Origin of the sequence: Undibacterium sp. TJN25, assembly GCF_049339885.1 — a bacterium.
Classification (GTDB): Bacteria; Pseudomonadota; Gammaproteobacteria; order Burkholderiales; family Burkholderiaceae_D; genus Undibacterium.
This window is the reverse complement of record NZ_JBMPPM010000003.1, coordinates 613,915-631,317: the sequence shown is the minus strand read 5'-3', so window position 1 is coordinate 631,317 and position 17,403 is coordinate 613,915. Positions and strand designations below refer to the sequence as shown.

The window sequence follows — 17,403 nt, the reverse complement described above, 5'->3', positions numbered from 1 at the left end:
GACTTTAAAAATAATTTGCATTTTAACAATATTTTGTAACAATTTCATCCTAGTGAAAATTATTTAAAACATAAAAATGTGGGATTGATTCAAAATAAATTTGAATTTTTCAACCAGATCAAAAATAAAAATAGTTTCTTTCCACTTACAACATTATTATTCACCCGACCATAAATTACTCATATAACGTCTTAGTGTCTATTTACCTCTAAAACTTCCTTTCAAGCAAAGGGCCATGCGTGAATAGAATTTTCACTCATACCTCAAACAATCCACAGGCAATAACTTGGAAGCCCGCCGCGCTGGATAAAATCCGAAGAACACCCCCACCAAGCTGGAAAAACCGCAAGCAATAATGATGGCGCCGGAAGTAATTACCACTTCAAAGCTGCCGGTAGCGGTAATCGCCGCGGCAGCTGCGCTCGCCAGCAGGATGCCAACGAGGCCACCCACCAGGCAGATCACTACCGCTTCCGTCAAAAACTGCAGCAGCACGTCACGCGGCTTGGCGCCGATGGCCATGCGGATGCCTATTTCGCGCGTGCGCTCGGTGACGGAGACGAGCATGATGTTCATGATGCCGATGCCGCCGACGATCAGTGAGATGGCGCCTATCAGGCCCAGCAGCGCGGCGAGGCCGGTGCTGATTTTTTTGGCAGTCTCGGCGAAGGAAGCCAGGTTGTCCACGCGGAAGTCATCCGGTTCTTCAAACTTGATGTGATGGCGGTCGCGCAGGGTTTCATTGATGTCGTTGATGCTGTCGCTGAGCTTGCCGCCGGATTTGCCTTGCGCCACCACGTAGTGCACGTTGTTGGGAAACGGCATGCGGATCAGGTTGGCGCTGGCGGCGCTGATGGGCACCACGACGTAGTCGCTGAGGTCTCCGCCGTCCACCTGCTTGCCTTCGCCGTACAGCACGCCGACGACCTGGAAAGCGACGTTTTCGATACGGATGTATTTGCCCAGCGGGTCTGTCTTGTAGAAGAACTGGTCTGCGATCTTGTGGCCGATGACGACCATGCGCGCGGCAGCGCGCACGTCTGCCTCGCTGAAGGCACTGCCCTGGTCTATCTTCCAGTTGCGGATCTTGAACATGGATGGCGTGACGCCGAACACGGTCTTGGATGCAGTCTCATTTCCTACGGTGAGGTTGAAGCCGCTTTGCAGCACCGGTGCGGCGCCGGACAGCGACTCCAGCTCATTCAATGCGGCGGCATCCTGTATCGTCAAAGCGGGGGATGCGCCGGCGCGCAGGCGCTGCTGCTGCGCGCGGTCGCCGCCGGGGGAGATGAAGAGCATATTGGTGCCCAGCTGTTCCAGCTGCTCGGCGATGAAGCGCTTCATACTGTCGCCCACGGCCAGCAGCAGCACGACGGAGGTGATGCCGATGATGATGCCCAGCATGGTCAGCACGGTGCGCAGCCGGTTGGCGCTCATGGAGCGGAAGGCTTCAACCACTACCTGTAGGAAGTTCATAGCGAGAAATTCATGGTCTTGGGTTTCGGTAGGTTCAGGTGCCGGCCGCCGCTTGCGGCTCGTGGCTCAGCATCAGCTGGCGCAGGCCTTCGGCGGAAGGACCGTCATACAGCACGCGGCCGTCTTTGAGCCGCATCAGGCGTTTGCTGTAGGCAGCAATGTCCGGCTCATGCGTGACGAGCAGAATGGTAATGCCCCGCTCTTCGTTCAGTTGCTGGAAGGAGCGCATGATCTCTATACTGGTTTGCGTATCCAGGTTGCCGGTGGGTTCGTCCGCCAGTATCAGCGGCGGGTCGCCGACCAGCGCGCGCGCAATGGCCACACGTTGCTGCTGGCCGCCGCTTAGCTGGCTGGGGGTGCGCTTGGCATAATCCTGCAGGCCGACGCGCTCCAGCTCCACCAGCGCCTTAATGTGAGCCTTACTGCGTGATACACCGGCATAGATCAGCGGCAACGCCACATTCTCAGCCACGCTCATGCGCTTGATGAGGTTAAAGCTCTGGAACACGAAACCTATCGTGCGGTTGCGTATCACCGCCAGCTCGGCGCGCGACAGCGTCAGCGTATCGACGCCGTTGAGGAAGTAGTTGCCGCTGGTGGCCTGGTCCAGGCAGCCGAAGATGTTCATCAGCGTGGATTTGCCGGAGCCGGACTGGCCCATGACGGCCAGGAAATCGCCACGCGGTACGGCCAGGTCTATGCCGAACAGCACCTGGGTTTCCACGCTGCCGGAGAAATAGCTTTTTGTGACCTGGCGGATGTCGATCAGCAATTGCGCGCTGGCCTGAGCGGCCGGCGAAGCAGCTTGCGCTGCCTGCCGCATCATAGGCCGTCTTCCGGCTTGGTGCTTAGCGCGCGGGTGATGACCTTGTCGCCTTTCTTCAGCGCGCCGCCCAGCACTTCGGTGTAGCGGAAGTTGGACAAGCCTATCTTGATGTCCACCGGCACTGCCTGGTTCTTGCTGTCCAGCGTGTAGATCTTGAACGAACGCGCGAGGTCGCTCTTGCTGCGGAAGGCCAGGTCATCTTCCGGTGCGGGCTCTTTCACTGCAGGCTGCGAAGCGGATGCTTCGCCCTTGGCGGCCAGCGCTTTTTGCTTTTTGGCTTCTTTCTCCAGCTCTTCATCGCTGAGGCGGAAGCGCAGCGCGGCCGTGGGTATGCGCAGCACATTCTGGCGGTTGCCGACCACCAGGCGCACCTGCGCGGTCATGCCGGGTTTGAGCAACTCATCCTTGTTATCCACATCCAGCACCACGTTATAGGTGACCACGTTCTGCACCACGGTGGCAGCCAGACGGAACTGGCGCATGCGGGCATCGAACTCCTTGTCCGGGTAGGCATCCACAACAAAGCGCGCAGCCTGGCCTTCTTTGAGCGCGCCGACATCGGCTTCGGATACGTTGGTGTCGATCTGCATCTTGGTCAGGTCGCGGGCGATCTGAAACAGGTTGGGCGTGGTGAAGGACGCCGCCACGGTCTGGCCCAGGTCGATGGTGCGCTTGATGATGATGCCGTCTATGGGCGCGCGGATCACGCTATTGTCCAAATCTGCCTGCGCCCGCGCCAGCTGTGCCTGCGCCAGCTTGATGTTGGCCTGCGCCACATCCACTTCGCGCTTGGACTGGTCCAGCGCCAGCGGCGACACATAGTTCTGCGCCACCAGGCTGACATTGCGCGCATGGGTGGCCTGCGCCAGCCGCAAGGACGCCTGAGCAGACGCCAGGCTGGCCTCGCACTGATGTATCTGGGCGTTGAAAATGGTCGGGTCCAGCTTCAGCAGCACCTGGCCTTTTTTCACACGGTCGTTGAAATCCGCATTCAGTTCGCTGACGGTGCCGGATACCTGCGAACCTACGTTGATCAGCGCCACCGGGTTGATGGTGCCGTTAGCGGTAACGGTTTGCGTGATATTGCCGACATCGGCAGCCACTTCGCGGTATTTTGACGGAGCAATGACAGGCGCCTTGGTGTACTGGCGATAGCCCAGGCCAGCGCCTGCCACTACCAGCAAGCCAACGGCCAGCATGATCTTTTTCCTGGTGAAGAATTTCATCGTTTGAGTCAGTTCCTTAGGGGATCCGCCCTAGCGCGGATCGGCGAGCCAGTATTATATTAATTTGCCTGAATTGCAATATGCCAAGAAAATTAAATACCGGAATCCGCCCCAGACTGTGTCTAGCCGTTACGATGAAATGTATGATCAGCGTTAATCAGCAGGCTGCTCCAGATTTTCCCTGAAAAATTTCGCGGTGCGTTGGTTGGCCCGCCTGGCGGATGCTTCATCGTAGTGCACGCCTTCATGGCGCGCGAAAGCATGCGAGCAGCCGGGGTAGGTATGGATTTCTACCTGCGGATGCTCTTTCAGCACTGCGGCGATATGTTGCCAGGTCGCCTTGGGAACGAATTCATCTGCCTCGGCAATATGCATCAGCAGCGCATGCCGGATGTTTTTTGCTTCGTCCAGATACTTGTCTATACCCACGCCGTAGTAAGCGGACACGGCATTGATGTCGGTGCGCGCCGCGGTAAGGTAGGCCAGCAGGCCGCCCAGACAATAGCCAACCGCGCCAACCTGGCCGGACGCGCCGGGTTCTCTGCGTATCGCCGCCAGCGTGTCGGCAATATCGCGTATGCCGGCTTCTACGTCGAAGGCTTTATACAGCGCCAGCGCCTTCTGCCATTCGGCATCGCTCTTGTCGGTGAGTGATACATTGGGTTCCTGCCTCCAGTACAGGTCGGGGCAGATGGCAAAATAGCCCCGGTCGGCGAGGTCGTCGCAGGTCTTGCGCATGTCGGCGTTGATGCCGAATATTTCCTGGATGACGATGATGGCCGGCGCGGGGATGAGGGCGGGCCGCGCCAGGTAGGCGGAGAAGTCGCCGTCTTTGGAAGAGATTGTGATAGTCTGGCTCATGATGGTGTGGTGCTTTATGAAGTGAGGATAAAGGAAATTTAATACCGGACAGTGCGCCGCCGTTATGGACCAAAAGCCTGAAGTTACGGGCCGGACAGGCTGCGCAGCCCTGTATAATCCGGATTCTCTCACCGGCAGCACGGCGCCGGAACGGGCAAAGCCGCAAACCGGTTTTGCAGTTTTGCATCACAACGGAAAAGCTGATGAGCTTCGACTGGAACGACATCCCCATCCTGCTGGAACTGGCGCAGACAGGCAGCATGAGCGCCGCCGGCCGAGTGCTGAATATTGATGCCTCCACGATCAGCCGCCGCCTGGCTGCAGCCGAAAAGGAACTGGGCGTGCGCCTGTTCATCCGCGACAATTCCGGCTACCACCCTACCGAGACGGGCCTGGTGTTCCTCGGCCATGCAGAGAAGGTCTCCGGCGAAGTGCGCAGCATGCTGGTGGATACGCGTAACGAGGCAGAAGGCGTATCCGGCCCGGTGCGGCTGACGGCCATCGATTCGCTGTTCAGCCAGTGGCTGGTGGGCCACATGCCGGCACTGCTGCAAGCCTACCCGCAGCTGCAACTGCAGTTGCAGCCGTCTAACCAGTCGCTGTCCTTCACCCGCCGCGAGGCGGACTTTGCGTTGCGGCTGGCGCGGCCGCAGGAAGACGCCGCTCTGGTGGCACGCAAGGTTGGCGACCTGGCCTACGGCGTCTATGGTGCGACGGCGTTTGCCCATGTCCTCCACGAACAATGGCCGCAACAGCCATGGCTGGCGTATGGCGATGAGCTGTCGGAACTGCCGGAAATGGTATGGCTGCGCGAGCTGGCGCCGCACGGCAGGCAGGTGATACAGGTCAGCAGCGTCAGCACGCTGGTGCAGGCTTGCAAGGCGGGCATAGGTCTGGCCGTGCTGCCTTGCCTGATGGCGGAAAAAGGCGGCTTGCAACGCCTTAGCCCCGACCCGGTATTACTGCGCCCTATCTGGCTGCTGACCCATCGTGCCATTGGGAAAATCTCGCGCTACCGCGCTGTTGCCGAATGGCTGGCGCAGATCTTTGAAGCGGATGCAGGGCTGCTGCTCGGCGAAGCTGCCAAGCCATACACTGCGGCCTGATTCCCTTCCCTTACTCTTTCTCTTGGTTTCCAGGCGGAGCAATCGCCTGACGCCCTTCCCGGCCCTTGCCATCAGTGCATGAGCCATCCGTTTGACATAAACGAGATACACCCGCGTTTTAATCTCCCCACATCGATGCAATCCTGCTCGACTTGTCTGAGAGAACATCATGCTGAAATTACACCGTAGCTCTGTCCCCCTTCTATCCCTTGTGCTCGCGGCCGGCTTGCTGAGCGCCGGCGCCCATGCGCAGAGCGCCAGGGAGATTCGCGGCGCGGCGCCGGTAGTTGCCATCGATAACGAAGCACCGGCAAGGCTGATCGTGGACCCGCCGCTGCCGGCTTCGCTGGCACTGGGCCGCGTCTTCATCCAGTACCGCACAGAGAACCTGCACATCGTGCCGGTGTTCGGCAAGGGCGCACTGGATGTATCGCCGCGCATCGGCCATATCCATGTATCCGTTGACGACGCACCATGGCACTGGGCCGATGCCAGCGGCGAACCGCTGATCCTCGTCGGACTTCCGCCCGGACCGCACAAGGTGATGATAGATCTGGCGGACCCTACGCATAAGGTCATCGCCAGCGAGACCGTAAAATTTGTCGTGCCGGATACGCAAACCCCTGGCCACGGTCACTGAGTGAAAAAAGGCCACATCGATTTGTACGCTTATGTATCCGGGCCTGCTTCAGATACGCCCACGGACAAAATGGCAGGACAACGACACATTATAGATACACGCAGCTCGTAAAGTACTCCCATACCAAACGCGATGAAGAGATTCGCGAACTGGTAGGGCTACACAGGCTTGATACAGAGCTCATCAGCCCCGGAACGCAATATCCACTTTTAATCCGACTTTTACTGAATTTTCATTTCTGGAGAATACACATGAACACCAAACACATCATCGCAGCTAGCTTGTTGATATTGACAGGCGCTACCGCATTTGCCGCGGACTACCAGACCGGCGGCGAGGCGTATGCAAGCTTCCCTATCCCGAACAGTTTCTCCAACGCGCCGCTCGGCCAGAAAACCCGCGCTGAAGTAAAAGCCGAATTGGCGCAGGCCCGTGCCGAAGGCCAGCTGGTGAGCGGCGATGCCTACCCTTTCCAGAGTGAAAAAACTGCGCCGACCACGCTGAGCCGCGCTGAAGTCAAGGCAGAAGCCATCAAGTCCGCCAGGGCTGGTGGCCGTGACATCAAGTACAGCGGCGGCGCTTAAGTTTCGCCGCGCTGGGCGCGGTGTCTTGCGCCCACAGATTACTCCCCGGGGAGCGCTGAGGTGGCGCCTCCCTGTTTTATGGCCTGCCCCTGAATTTCAGCGGCAGGCTTTTTTTATTGTTGTTCCGGATATGTTCCAAGGGATACATCATGACTGGCGCGCGCCTCTTCTCCAAAAAATGTCATACTTAACTATCCAACAAGGAGCAAGCATGCGTACTGCTGTCGCTATCCGCCACATCCATTTTGAAGACCTGGGCACTTTGGAAGAAGTTCTGCTTTCGCGCGGTTATCAGGTTGAATACCTGGATGCCGCCGTTGATGACCTGGACAGGCTGGATGCATTGCAGCCGGATCTGCTGGTAGTGCTGGGCGGGCCGATAGGCGCTTTTGACGAAGACATATATCCGTTCCTGTTGGCAGAACTGGACATCATTCAGCGCCGGCTGGAGCATGGATTGCCGGTACTGGGAATCTGCCTCGGTGCGCAGTTGCTGGCGCGTGCACTGGGAGCGGAGGTCTATCCCATGAGTGCCAAGGAAATCGGTTTCTCTACGCTGGAGCTGACACCGGAAGGCTTGCTGTCGCCGCTGTCGGCGATCGGGAACACAAAGGTGCTGCACTGGCATGGCGATCAGTTCGACATCCCGCCCGGCGCGGTAAGGCTGGCCGGTACCGGCATAGGAAAAAACCAGGCGTTTTCTATGGGGCCATCTGTATTGGGATTGCAGTTCCACGCTGAGGCCGATGCGCGGAAGATTGAACACTGGCTGCTGGGCCACGCCGGCGAGCTGGCGCAGGCAGGTATTGACCCGCGAGAAATTCGTCAGCAGGCACGCGTGCATGGAACATCACTGGCTGCGGTGGCGCAGAAAATGATGAACAGGTGGCTGCATGAGCTTGATGCCGGGCGCACTGTCGGCTGATTCCACGGCACAAATAAGAACAGGCCCGTCTCGATAGACGGGCCTGTTTTTTTGTTTAGCAGGCAGATAGCAGCGGTTTAGCCGGGCTGGGCCAGCAACTTGCGTATTGTCGCTTCCGTTTCCTGGTAGTCTCCTTCGCCAAAGTGGGTGTAGACGATCTGGCCTTTTTTATCGATCAGATAGGCAGCGGGCCAGAACTGGTTGTTATACGCGTTCCACGTGGTGTAGCGGTTATCCTGCGCTACCGGATAGCGGATATCGTATTTCTTCAATGCCGCAGCAACGTTGGAAGTGGAGCGCTCAAACGGATATTCAGGCGTATGCACTCCTACTACCACCAACCCCTGCGACTTGTACTTGTCGTACCAGCTTTTTACGTAAGGCAAGGTGCGCACACAGTTGATGCAGGTATAAGTCCAGAAATCGACCAGCACAACCTTGCCGCGCAACTGCTGCATTGTCAGCGGATCGCTATTCAGCCATTTTTCTATGCCGGCAAATTCGGGGGCTGGGGCACTGCTCGGCATGGGCGAGATTGCTGGCTGGGCTTCCGCCGCAGCGGTGCAGAACAGGGCGGTAGCGCACAGGGTTTTGATGAATGATTTCATGTTAAATTCCTTTCAGGTGTGGATAAAAGTCGGCGATCTGGGCGTAGATCAAGGTGTCATACTGGAAATAGATGGCAACGGCAGTGAGAACGATCAGCAGTCCGAATACCTGCTGCAGACGCTGCGCGTGGTTGGCCACAAAACGTACTCGTGTCTTCATGAACTGGCCGCCGTAGGCAATGGCGAGCATGGGGATGCCGGCGCCTATCGCATACAGCGACAATAGCGAAGCGGACCAGCCCACATCCTGCGCCTTGGCAACCAGCACCAGGATGGAAGCCAGCACGGGGCCGGCGCACGGCGTCCATACGGCGCCCAGCGACATGCCGAGCACAAAACCGCCGGCATTGCCGGAGCCGGTGTTGCCGACCTTGGCGCCGACGCTGGCGATGCGTTCATTGACGCTTTCCATGAGCCAGTCATACGGTTTGCGCCACAGCATGGAAAGGCCGGTCAGCGCCAGCATGGCGACGCCGACATCGCGCAATGTGTCTTGCGCCAAGGAGACAGTCTGCGAAACGCTGGCCAGCAGCATGCCCAGTGCGGCGAATGTCAATACAAAACCAAGCACAATGAACAAAGGCCGGGTGCGGCTGCTGCGCTGGATTGCCGTCCCCAGCACGATCGGCAGGATAGGCAGTACGCAGGGCGATGCGATGGTGAGTATGCCGGCCAGCAAGGCGATCGGCGCTTCTATCAGGTTGTGCATGGTGTACTCCTGTGGTTGGTATGAGCGTATTTAAAACCCTCCACGTATCCGGCTTGTGTCAAGACCCGGCACAGCTGCAGCGCTTTTGTAGCGCACAGGGGCAGGCGTACAATCGGACACAAAAGTTTCCCAGGGTTCTACGCCGGAGGACGGCTTTCTCTGCCGGGAAGCATGCTTTTGGCCATCTCTGTTGGAGCCGCTATTGCAATCGCTTTTGCAGCGGTTTCATGTCTGCCCGGCAAGCCCAGGTTCTTGACATACTTCAGATACACACGGGCTTTACCATGCAAGCAGATCGACGACTGCGGTGAAGCCGCCTCCTTGGGCCGGTAGCCGGGGCGATCGGGAAACCATATATCTGTATGAACAAGTATCTGAACTGAACCAGGGACGCCGGTACGAGCCGGCGACGCAACGGCGGCGATGCCGCACCAACCGGAGATAGACATGCCTGATGAAATCAACCAGAATCGCCGCCGCCTGTTTGGCGCCGCCACCATGACGTTTGTCGCCGCGCAGCTGGGTATATTCGGTTCTGCTCATGCAGAAACCGGCGCAGAAACCGGCTCGGCGGCGGCCAATCCGTCAACCGCCGGGCGCGGCAGCCATACCTCCTTCGGCGCGCTGAAGCAGGTGGATGCAGGAGTATTGAATATCGGTTATGCGGAAGCGGGTCCGGCCGATGGCCCGGTGATCATCCTGCTGCACGGCTGGCCGTATGATATCCACGCCTTTATCGATGTCGCACCCATGCTGGCGGCCGCGGGCTACCGCGTGATCGTGCCGCACCTGCGCGGCCACGGCACGACCCGTTTCCTTTCTGCGAATACGGTCCGCAATGCACAACAATCTGCTGTGGCGCTGGACATCATCGCACTGATGGATGCGCTGAAGATACCGAAGGCGACCATCGCCGGCTTTGACTGGGGCGGACGGACAGCCTGCATCATTGCAGCGCTATGGCCGGAACGCTGCAAGGCACTGGTGTCCGTCAGCGGTTACCTGATGACTAATGTAGACGACAGCGCCCGCCCCTTGCCACCGAAGGCGGAGTTCGACTGGTGGTACCAGTATTATTTCGTCACCGAGCGCGGCCGTGCCGGCTACGACAAATACCGGCGTGAGTTCGCCAGGCTGATCTGGGAAACCGCCTCGCCGAAGTGGGCGTTTGACGATGCTACATTCAACCGCAGCGCCGCGTCTTTTGATAATCCGGACCATGTCAGCATCGTTGTGCATAACTACCGCTGGCGGCTGGGCCTGGCGGCCGGCGAGCCGCAATACGACGAGCTGGAGAAAAGACTTTTTGCAGCGCCGGCAATCAGCGTGCCCACGATTACGCTGGAAGGCGATGCCAACGGCGCGCCACACCCGGACCCGGCCGCCTACCGCAAGAAGTTCACGGGCAGATATACGCACAGGAATATCAGCGGCGGCATAGGCCACAACCTGCCGCAGGAAGCACCGCAGGCTTTTGCAGAGGCGGTGCTCGAAGCAGCGCGGTATTGATGCTTGTAGTACAGCGGCAGCGCCTGCTGCCGCCGGCTTTTCCCACTGGTTCCCCTTCCCCCTCTTCTTCTCCTTCCTGTATCAGGCCAAGCCGCCGTTGGCGGCTATCGGCCTGATGCTGCTCCCACTGGCTGCGTTAACTACCGCATGTATGTACCGCATGTATCTGGGGCCACGTTGGATACAAAACCCCGTGTTCCGGCGAGCTTGTGAAACACGCGGGATACCATGCAGGCGTCTAATAGATGCTATCGATGCACGATCGCTTCGACATCATTTTTAGGAGAATTGCATGCTGAACCTCAGACACCTTATCTTGCTGGCCGTGGCTTCCGTCGCTGCGCAAGGCGCGATGGCCGGCGGCCTTACCGGCACCAGCGCCGACTACGGCAGCCCGGTGGCCAACGCCGCGGCGGACCGTAGCGTGACCGTAAGCCTCTCCACGACACATATCAATGTCAACAACGGCGAAACGGTGTGGTTTGCGCTTGGCGACCGCGGTTTTGAATGGCACTTCGATACGTTCGCCGACGGCACCGTGGTGGACCTGGCGAAGATTGCGCCACCGGGCGCGCAGCTGGGCAAGGTACTCGTGCACGTTGCGCGCAATCCGCTGTACCGCGGCTAAGCCGTCATTTGCGGCAGCGACCTGCGGCGTTCAATTTGCCGCAGGCACCTGCTTCTTTTGATCGCAAACAATCTGACCGAAGACGAACACAATGAATACGCGCAATATCCTGTTTCATGACGGCTGCGATGCCTGCCTCTCCATGGCCAGGCGTTTTTCCATGTCGCTGGATAGACTGGAAGTCGTTGACCTCAGCATCTCCCCTGAGCGAGTGCCCGATGCGTGGGAAGCAGGCGTCAAGCTGCTGCCTTCCCTGGTGCTGGGCGGGGATGTGTATGCGATCACGCCCCACTCCACAATCTGATCGGCGCCCTGGCATCATCAGCGCCGGCAAACGCCGCCGCGAATAGCAACAGGCCCGGGTGCAATGCAACCCGGGCCTGTTTTTTTTGGCGCCTGTGAAATGAGCAGGCCGGATCTTTGACATATCCGGCTCGCGCTACCCTGCTTACACCAGATTGATTTCCACGTTGATGTTGCCGCGTGTGAGTTTGGAGTAAGGGCAAGTCTGGTGCGCAGCATCCACCAGCTGTTGCGCTGCTTCGCGGTCCAGGCCGGGCAGGCTGACATTGAGACGCGCTTGCAGGAAATAAGCGTTGTCGATGGTGCCCAGATCGACTTCAGCATCCACTGCCAGGTCCGCCGGCAATGCGATCTTCATTTTGCCGGCAGCCAGGCCCATCGCACCGATAAAGCAGGCAGACCAGCCGGCGGCAAACAACTGTTCCGGATTGGTGCCGGCGCCGGAAGTGCCTGGGGAAGACAATTTGATATCCAGACGTCCGTCGCTGCTGCGGGATACGCCGTCACGGCCGCCGGTAGTATGGGTTTTGCCTGTGTACAGTACTTTTTGCAGTTGGTTCATGATGTTCCTCTATAAAATCGTTAAAGTATAAAAACGTAAAAAAGCCAAAAAGAAGATGTTTTATATCGCATCCGCTTAAATCGGATAAGTCACATAATATACTTTTGAACGGCAATGTCAATGCCCTTTCGATTAAATCGCATCCGATATACAATACGACATAAACCAAACGACTCACCGAGGATCCCCATGAAATCCAACGCCGCAAAAAGCGCTACGGAAGCGTCAAGCGAAAAACTTTCCGACTTCCTGTGCTTTGCGATCTATTCCGCCAACCTGGCCTTCGGCAAGGCGTACAAGCCCATCCTGGAAGAGCTGGGCCTGACGTATACCCAATACATTTCCATCATCGCGCTGTGGGAAGAAGACAATCAGACCGTCAGCGGCCTGGGCGAAAAGCTGTTCCTGGAATCCAATACGCTGACACCCATCCTGAAAAAACTGGAAGTCATGGGTTATCTGCGCCGGCAACGCGATCCGGGGGATGAGCGCCAGGTGCTGGTCAGCCTGACGGAAGCAGGCCGGCGGCTGCGTGAAAAAGGCCTGGGCATGAACCTGGTGAATGCCTGCGGCCTGAGTGCGGAAGAGTTTCCCAAGATGCAGAACTCGGTTGTCACGCTGCGCGACAACCTGATCAAGGCCACCAAGGGCAAGGCTTGATGCCGGTTTAATTCTGCTGCTATTGCCGCATCGTGTGGACGGATTGCCCGCACGCGATGCAGCGTCAGCTCAATGTCGTGAGCACGTCGCGCTGGAAAGGCTGTATCTCGTCCAGCCGTCCTTCGCGTACTTTCTGCAGCCACTGCGCGTCGCCAGCCAATGCGCGTCCGACTGCCACCAAATCGAATTCGCCGTTGCCCAGCCTTTCTTCCAGCGCTTCCATATTTGCGGCTGGCACCTTGCTGTTGTCGCCGCCGAACAGGCTGGCGAGGAAATCCGGGCCATCCAGACCAACTGACCCCACGGTAATGACAGGGCGGCCAGTCAGCTTTTTCGTCCAACCGGCCAGATTAAGCCTGGAGCCGGCAAATTCCGGCTCCCAGAAGCGACGCGTGGACGCATGGAAAATATCCACGCCGGCATCGGCCAGCGGCGCCAGTATCTGCTCCAGCAAGGCGGGAGTGGTCGCCAGCTTGCTTTCATAGTCTTGCGTACGCCATTGCGAGAACCTCTGGCTGATGATGAAGTCGGGGCCTACGCGGGCCCGTACCGCCTTGATGATCTCGCTGGCAAACAGTGCGCGCGCCGTGGTATTGCCTCCATAGCGGTCGGTACGCCGGTTAACGCCCTCCCACAGAAACTGGTCGATCAGGTAACCATGCGCACCGTGCACTTCCACCGCGTCGAATCCCAGATCCTTCGCCGCGCCGGCCGCCTTGGCAAAGGCAGCAATGGTATCGGCGATGGCCTCATCCGACATGGCGATGCTTTCTGCACCCGAAGCGGTCGGGCCTTCGCTCAATGCGTATGGCCGGGGGCCGGTGCCAGGTTTGCGTAGCAAACCCTGATGCCATAGCTGGGGCGCGATTTTCCCGCCTGCCGCATGTACCGCTTCCACCACGGCACGCCAGCCGGCAAAGCTACGCGGATCATGGAAATTGGGTATATCGCTGTCATTGGAAGCGGAAGGACGGTCTATCGTCGTGCCTTCGGTAATGATCAGGCCGACACCCCCTTCTGCCCTGCGCCGGTAATAGGCCGCGACATCAGGGCCGGGAATGCCGTCCGGACTTTTGCGCCGTGTCATCGGCGCCATGACGACACGGTTAGGAAGCAGCAGCGATTTATAGCTGAAAGGCGTGAACAAAGGGCTGGCGTTTTTCATAACAGGCAATTGGTTTCATAATAAGACCAATTCAGCATAACATTAAATGGTTTTATAATGCAACCATTCGTGATAACATGAACTTGTCACGCCGCTACACTCATCGGCCCGCGGCGATCAACAAAACCCGATAAGGGAGCAACACATGGTCAAAAGAAAAAGCCTGGAAGGAGATGTCTGCCCCATCGCGCGCACGCTGGATGTCGCCGGCGACTGGTGGTCGCTGCTCATCATCCGGGATGCATTGAAAGGCATGCGCAGGTTCAGTGAATTCCAGCGCAGCCTGGGCATACCCAAAAATATCCTCGTCACCCGCCTGAAGGCGCTGGCGCTGCACCAGATACTGGAAACGGCGCCGGCGGAAGACGGCGGCGCCCATCATGAATATGTACTGACGGAAAAAGGCCGCGCATTGGCACCGGTGCTGGCGGCGCTGAAGAGTTGGGGCAATGAATACCTGCCGCTCCCTGAACAACAAGCGGTATAGCGGCCGGTCTGCTTTCAGCTACGCCACTTTCCGTTACGCGCAAGCTCGGCAACCGCATCGGCAAACTCCTTCGGCGCTTCCTGCGGCAGATTATGACCGACGCCCGGAATCTGGCGATGGCTGCGCGGACCGGTGAACCTGGCGGCGGATGAGCGGCCGTCGGTGGCCGGAATAACGCCATCGGCCATGCCGTCCAGCGTGATCGCCGGCACAGTGATCGCCGGCAACGCAGCGAGTTTTTTCTCGGCGGCCTCATATTCAGGATAACCGGCCGCCAGGCCGAGCCGGTGGCGATAGGAGTGGATGACGATATCAACATAGTCAGGATGGTCGAACGCCTTGGCGGAGCGCTCGAAGGTCGCGTCGTCAAAATGCCAGGTGGGTGAATTATTCTTCCACAGGATGCGCGCGATGTCGCGGCGGTTTGCCTGCAGGCCGGCGCGCCCGCGCTCGGTCTGGAAATAATACTGGTACCACAGTCCCCATTCCACCGAAGCCGGCAAGGGCGCGCCCGCCTTGGCGATGTCCTGTATCAGATAACTGTTCACCGACACCAGGCCGACGCAGCGCGAAGGCTTCAATGCTGCCACGACGCAGGCAGCCCGGCCGCCCCAGTCGTAGCCGGCCAGCACCGCTTCCGGAATATGCAAGGCATCCATCAGCGCGAGCACATCCGCGCCTATGGCGGCCTGCTGGCCGGAGCGCGGCGTGGCTGCATCCAGAAAGCGGGTGCTGCCATGGCCGCGCAGGTAAGGCACGATCACGCGGTAGCCCTGCGCCGCCAGCATGGGGGCAACGTCGACGTAGCTGTGGATGTCGTACGGGAAACCGTGCAGCAGGATCACGGGACGGCCGTTTTCCGGGCCGGCTTCATGGTAGCCAATATCAAGCAGGTCGGTGCTGACCTGGCGGACAGGCAGCACAGGCGCCGGACCCGAAGGCGAAGCTGCGAATGCTGGTGTGAGGGATGGCAGTGCCAAGGCTGCTGTGCCGGCGGCGGCAGACAGCAGGAAACGGCGGCGTTGGAACAGGTTTTCTGACATGGCGATACTCCTTTAGTTGAATGGATGGATACCGGGTCTGGGGCCAGTGCAGCTAGCCCGTTTTGATACCGGTAATGAGTTCGCTGGCCAGCCAGCCGCCCAGCAGCGTACCGGCCCTGGCAATGCCATCGGCGTCCCCCAGGCGCTCAACGAGCATGCTGCACAGGGCGGCGAAGCTGCCGTGATGCTGAAGATGCAGCAGCGCTTCATACTCCACCGCGTCTACCTGCCTGACACAGCAGATATAGCGCCGGCGCCAGACGATGAGGCCGCCCGGCTCTGCCAGCATTTCCCCTTCAGGCACAGGCCGCCCCTCCCATAATGCCGACCAGATGGCCTCTGCATTGGTGGAAGCGGCATGGCTGATGAAAGATGGCGTGAGGCTCAGCCGGGCAGCATCCCAATCGACATTGGCAAGAGTTTCCACGGCTAGCGGTTCAGCATCCGGCGCAACGAAGGAATCAGACAGCGCCTGCTCTATCCAGCCCAGCTCCTGCACGTCGGGGTTGTCCGGGAAGCGCAGGGCCAGGGTTTTACCGAAGCCTTCCGCGTAGGCGTCCAGCGTCCAGGCATGCGGGGGATGGCTGTCGATATGGCGGATGGCCGCCGCCAGGAACGTGTCTTCGCCGATGAAGGTGCGGACTTGGGGGAAGGCGCTTTCCAGGCAACCCACAAGCTGGGCCCGGTAATTGTTTTGATAGACGGCCAGGCCGGCGTCGATGTTTTTTTTTGCACCGTCACCCAAGCTGCTCGCCGTCTCATCAGACGGGCTAACCAGCCAAGAATGGAAATGTTGTTGCAGCTCTGCCAGCATCATGCGGCCTCCGCGATGCGCACCGGCATAGTGGTTTTGTTCGTTGCATTTGCGTTGACAGCGCCCAGCCTGCGCGCAATGGACAGTTCATCCAGCAGATCGGCCAGCGGCGGGATATCGTCATCACGCTCTATCATGGTCGCGACGGCCCCCAGCAGCGAGACCGCTTTCGCATACAGCGCCCAGACGTCTTCGCAGACCGGGCTGTCATGCGTATCGATCAACATATCCCGGCCCCGGCTATGTCCGGCAAGGTGGATCTGGCGCACACTGGCGGCGGGAATGCCGTCCAGAAAAGCGAACGCGTCAAAGCCGTGATTGGTCGCACTGACAAAAATATTGTTCACATCCAGCAGCAGCTCGCAGCCTGTGCGCTTGCACATGGAGGCAAGAAATTCCCATTCTGTCATCGCCCCATTGAAGGCGATATAGCTGGAAGGGTTTTCAAACAGCATGGTGCGGCCCAGAGTGTCTTGCGCCATCGAGATATTGGCGCAGACGATGTCCAGCGCCTCTTCCGTATAGGGGATGGGCAGCAGGTCGTGCGAATTGAAGCGGCCTATCCGCGACCAGCTCAGGTGATCGGATACAAACAGCGGCTGCACCTCGTCCGCCAGTACTTTCAGCCGACGCAGATAATCGGGGTTCAAGCCATCCGCCGAGCCTATCGACATGGATACGCCGTGCAGCGCGACCGGATGCCGTTCGCGTATCTGGCGCAGGATATGGCGTGGCTGACCGCCCTCCACCATGAAATTTTCAGAAATCACCTCAACGAAATCGACGGAGACGGCGGTCTCCAGGAAATCACGGTAGTGTTCCTTGCGCAGACCCAGGCCGTAACCTGAAAACGGGAGATTGGAAACGGAGAGTGTGGATGCTGGCATCGCGCTTACCCGGTTGGAATGATGTAGGGCGGCTGGCCCGAACGAGGCCGGACCAGCCGTGACAGTATTACCTGCTTACTTCGGCTCGGTTACCGTGCCGCCGGCAGCCAGGCAGGCTGTCTTGGTCTTGACCAGCACGCCCTGCCCCTTGCAGTCGTTCAGGCCCTTGCAGTCATTTTTTGCCGTAGCGCACAGGCTGGTGCCCTTGCAGGTGTTGACGCCGTAGCAGCGGCCCGGCTGCTCTTTCTCTGCTGCCGCATGGGCGGGGCTGGCGATGGATGCGGAGGCAAGCGCGATCAGGGCGGCTGCGGTGGCGAGGCTGAAACTGGATTTGATGGTCATGCTCATGATGTTTCCTTTACTTATGTGGTACTGCTGGATGGT

21 protein-coding genes are annotated in these 17,403 nt (G+C 58.9%); 9 read left to right on the top strand and 12 right to left on the bottom strand.

From position 1 onward, the window contains the following. Window positions 1-252: 252 nt before the first annotated feature. The 4 genes from ACO0LO_RS09820 to ACO0LO_RS09805 all read right to left on the bottom strand — a co-directional run bounded on the left by ACO0LO_RS09820 (window position 253) and on the right by ACO0LO_RS09805 (window position 4,389). On the bottom strand, window positions 253-1,476 hold the full coding sequence (locus ACO0LO_RS09820) for an ABC transporter permease (protein WP_422964032.1): 1,224 nt from the start codon (window positions 1,474-1,476) through the stop codon (window positions 253-255). 34 nt (window positions 1,477-1,510) lie between these two features. Then, window positions 1,511-2,302 carry an ABC transporter ATP-binding protein gene (locus tag ACO0LO_RS09815; protein ID WP_422964031.1) on the bottom strand — a complete coding sequence of 264 codons (792 nt, stop codon included), beginning with the start codon at window positions 2,300-2,302 and terminating at the stop codon, window positions 1,511-1,513. Beyond that, window positions 2,299-3,528 (bottom strand): efflux RND transporter periplasmic adaptor subunit, encoded by a 1,230-nt coding sequence (locus ACO0LO_RS09810; RefSeq protein WP_422964030.1) that lies wholly within the window; start codon window positions 3,526-3,528, stop codon window positions 2,299-2,301. The genes ACO0LO_RS09815 and ACO0LO_RS09810 overlap by 4 nt, the downstream gene beginning before the upstream one ends. Before the next feature lie 153 nt (window positions 3,529-3,681). After that, window positions 3,682-4,389, bottom strand: coding sequence for a dienelactone hydrolase family protein (locus tag ACO0LO_RS09805; RefSeq protein ID WP_422964029.1), 708 nt, complete (start codon window positions 4,387-4,389; stop codon window positions 3,682-3,684). Window positions 4,390-4,592: 203 nt separating this feature from the next. Here ACO0LO_RS09805 and ACO0LO_RS09800 point away from each other — a divergent pair, with 203 nt between their 5' ends. The 4 genes from ACO0LO_RS09800 to ACO0LO_RS09785 all read left to right on the top strand — a co-directional run bounded on the left by ACO0LO_RS09800 (window position 4,593) and on the right by ACO0LO_RS09785 (window position 7,644). Continuing rightward, on the top strand, window positions 4,593-5,495 hold the full coding sequence (locus tag ACO0LO_RS09800; RefSeq protein WP_422964028.1) for a LysR family transcriptional regulator: 903 nt from the start codon (window positions 4,593-4,595) through the stop codon (window positions 5,493-5,495). Between the two features lie 169 nt (window positions 5,496-5,664). Continuing rightward, the gene (locus tag ACO0LO_RS09795) at window positions 5,665-6,135 is read left to right on the top strand and encodes a DUF6130 family protein (protein ID WP_422964027.1); all 471 of its coding nucleotides are present in this window, start codon (window positions 5,665-5,667) and stop codon (window positions 6,133-6,135) included. Window positions 6,136-6,386: 251 nt separating this feature from the next. After that, on the top strand, window positions 6,387-6,719 hold the full coding sequence (locus tag ACO0LO_RS09790) for a DUF4148 domain-containing protein (protein ID WP_422964026.1): 333 nt from the start codon (window positions 6,387-6,389) through the stop codon (window positions 6,717-6,719). A gap of 211 nt (window positions 6,720-6,930) precedes the next feature. Then, on the top strand, window positions 6,931-7,644 hold the full coding sequence (locus tag ACO0LO_RS09785; RefSeq protein ID WP_422964025.1) for a glutamine amidotransferase: 714 nt from the start codon (window positions 6,931-6,933) through the stop codon (window positions 7,642-7,644). Between the two features lie 77 nt (window positions 7,645-7,721). On the opposite strand, the gene ACO0LO_RS09780 is transcribed toward ACO0LO_RS09785, so the two are convergent. Both ACO0LO_RS09780 and ACO0LO_RS09775 read right to left on the bottom strand, forming a co-directional pair. After that, on the bottom strand, window positions 7,722-8,252 hold the full coding sequence (locus ACO0LO_RS09780; protein WP_422964024.1) for a thioredoxin family protein: 531 nt from the start codon (window positions 8,250-8,252) through the stop codon (window positions 7,722-7,724). Between the two features lies 1 nt (window position 8,253). After that, window positions 8,254-8,961, bottom strand: coding sequence for a cytochrome c biogenesis CcdA family protein (locus ACO0LO_RS09775; protein WP_422964023.1), 708 nt, complete (start codon window positions 8,959-8,961; stop codon window positions 8,254-8,256). Between the two features lie 447 nt (window positions 8,962-9,408). Between ACO0LO_RS09775 and ACO0LO_RS09770 the strand changes: the two genes are divergently transcribed. The 3 genes from ACO0LO_RS09770 to ACO0LO_RS09760 all read left to right on the top strand — a co-directional run bounded on the left by ACO0LO_RS09770 (window position 9,409) and on the right by ACO0LO_RS09760 (window position 11,402). Next, complete coding sequence (locus ACO0LO_RS09770; RefSeq protein WP_422964022.1) at window positions 9,409-10,470, top strand: alpha/beta fold hydrolase; 1,062 nt, start codon at window positions 9,409-9,411, stop codon at window positions 10,468-10,470. Window positions 10,471-10,762: 292 nt separating this feature from the next. After that, window positions 10,763-11,098 carry a CzcE family metal-binding protein gene (locus ACO0LO_RS09765; RefSeq protein WP_422964021.1) on the top strand — a complete coding sequence of 112 codons (336 nt, stop codon included), beginning with the start codon at window positions 10,763-10,765 and terminating at the stop codon, window positions 11,096-11,098. A gap of 91 nt (window positions 11,099-11,189) precedes the next feature. Beyond that, window positions 11,190-11,402 (top strand): hypothetical protein, encoded by a 213-nt coding sequence (locus ACO0LO_RS09760; RefSeq protein WP_422964020.1) that lies wholly within the window; start codon window positions 11,190-11,192, stop codon window positions 11,400-11,402. Window positions 11,403-11,546: 144 nt separating this feature from the next. On the opposite strand, the gene ACO0LO_RS09755 is transcribed toward ACO0LO_RS09760, so the two are convergent. Beyond that, entirely contained in the window at window positions 11,547-11,963 is a 417-nt protein-coding gene (locus ACO0LO_RS09755; RefSeq protein ID WP_422964019.1) for an organic hydroperoxide resistance protein, read from the bottom strand. Window positions 11,964-12,152: 189 nt separating this feature from the next. Between ACO0LO_RS09755 and ACO0LO_RS09750 the strand changes: the two genes are divergently transcribed. Beyond that, complete coding sequence (locus ACO0LO_RS09750; protein ID WP_422964018.1) at window positions 12,153-12,623, top strand: MarR family winged helix-turn-helix transcriptional regulator; 471 nt, start codon at window positions 12,153-12,155, stop codon at window positions 12,621-12,623. Window positions 12,624-12,687: 64 nt separating this feature from the next. Here ACO0LO_RS09750 and ACO0LO_RS09745 read toward each other — a convergent pair whose 3' ends face one another. Continuing rightward, on the bottom strand, window positions 12,688-13,788 hold the full coding sequence (locus tag ACO0LO_RS09745) for an NADH:flavin oxidoreductase (protein ID WP_422964119.1): 1,101 nt from the start codon (window positions 13,786-13,788) through the stop codon (window positions 12,688-12,690). A 145-nt stretch (window positions 13,789-13,933) separates the two neighbouring features. On the opposite strand from ACO0LO_RS09745, the gene ACO0LO_RS09740 reads away from it, so the two are divergent. After that, a complete protein-coding gene (locus ACO0LO_RS09740; protein ID WP_422964017.1) occupies window positions 13,934-14,275 on the top strand; it encodes a winged helix-turn-helix transcriptional regulator in 342 nt (113 codons plus the stop codon). 14 nt (window positions 14,276-14,289) lie between these two features. Here ACO0LO_RS09740 and ACO0LO_RS09735 read toward each other — a convergent pair whose 3' ends face one another. The 4 genes from ACO0LO_RS09735 to ACO0LO_RS09720 form a co-directional block, all read right to left on the bottom strand. Further along, window positions 14,290-15,318, bottom strand: a complete 1,029-nt coding sequence (locus tag ACO0LO_RS09735; RefSeq protein ID WP_422964016.1) for an alpha/beta fold hydrolase — start codon at window positions 15,316-15,318, stop codon at window positions 14,290-14,292. A 52-nt stretch (window positions 15,319-15,370) separates the two neighbouring features. Next, window positions 15,371-16,135 (bottom strand): putative DNA-binding domain-containing protein, encoded by a 765-nt coding sequence (locus ACO0LO_RS09730; protein WP_422964015.1) that lies wholly within the window; start codon window positions 16,133-16,135, stop codon window positions 15,371-15,373. Further along, complete coding sequence (locus tag ACO0LO_RS09725; protein ID WP_422964014.1) at window positions 16,132-17,019, bottom strand: DUF692 domain-containing protein; 888 nt, start codon at window positions 17,017-17,019, stop codon at window positions 16,132-16,134. The genes ACO0LO_RS09730 and ACO0LO_RS09725 overlap by 4 nt, the downstream gene beginning before the upstream one ends. 75 nt (window positions 17,020-17,094) lie before the next feature. Continuing rightward, on the bottom strand, window positions 17,095-17,367 hold the full coding sequence (locus ACO0LO_RS09720) for a hypothetical protein (RefSeq protein ID WP_422964013.1): 273 nt from the start codon (window positions 17,365-17,367) through the stop codon (window positions 17,095-17,097). Between the last annotated feature and the right edge of the window lie 36 nt (window positions 17,368-17,403).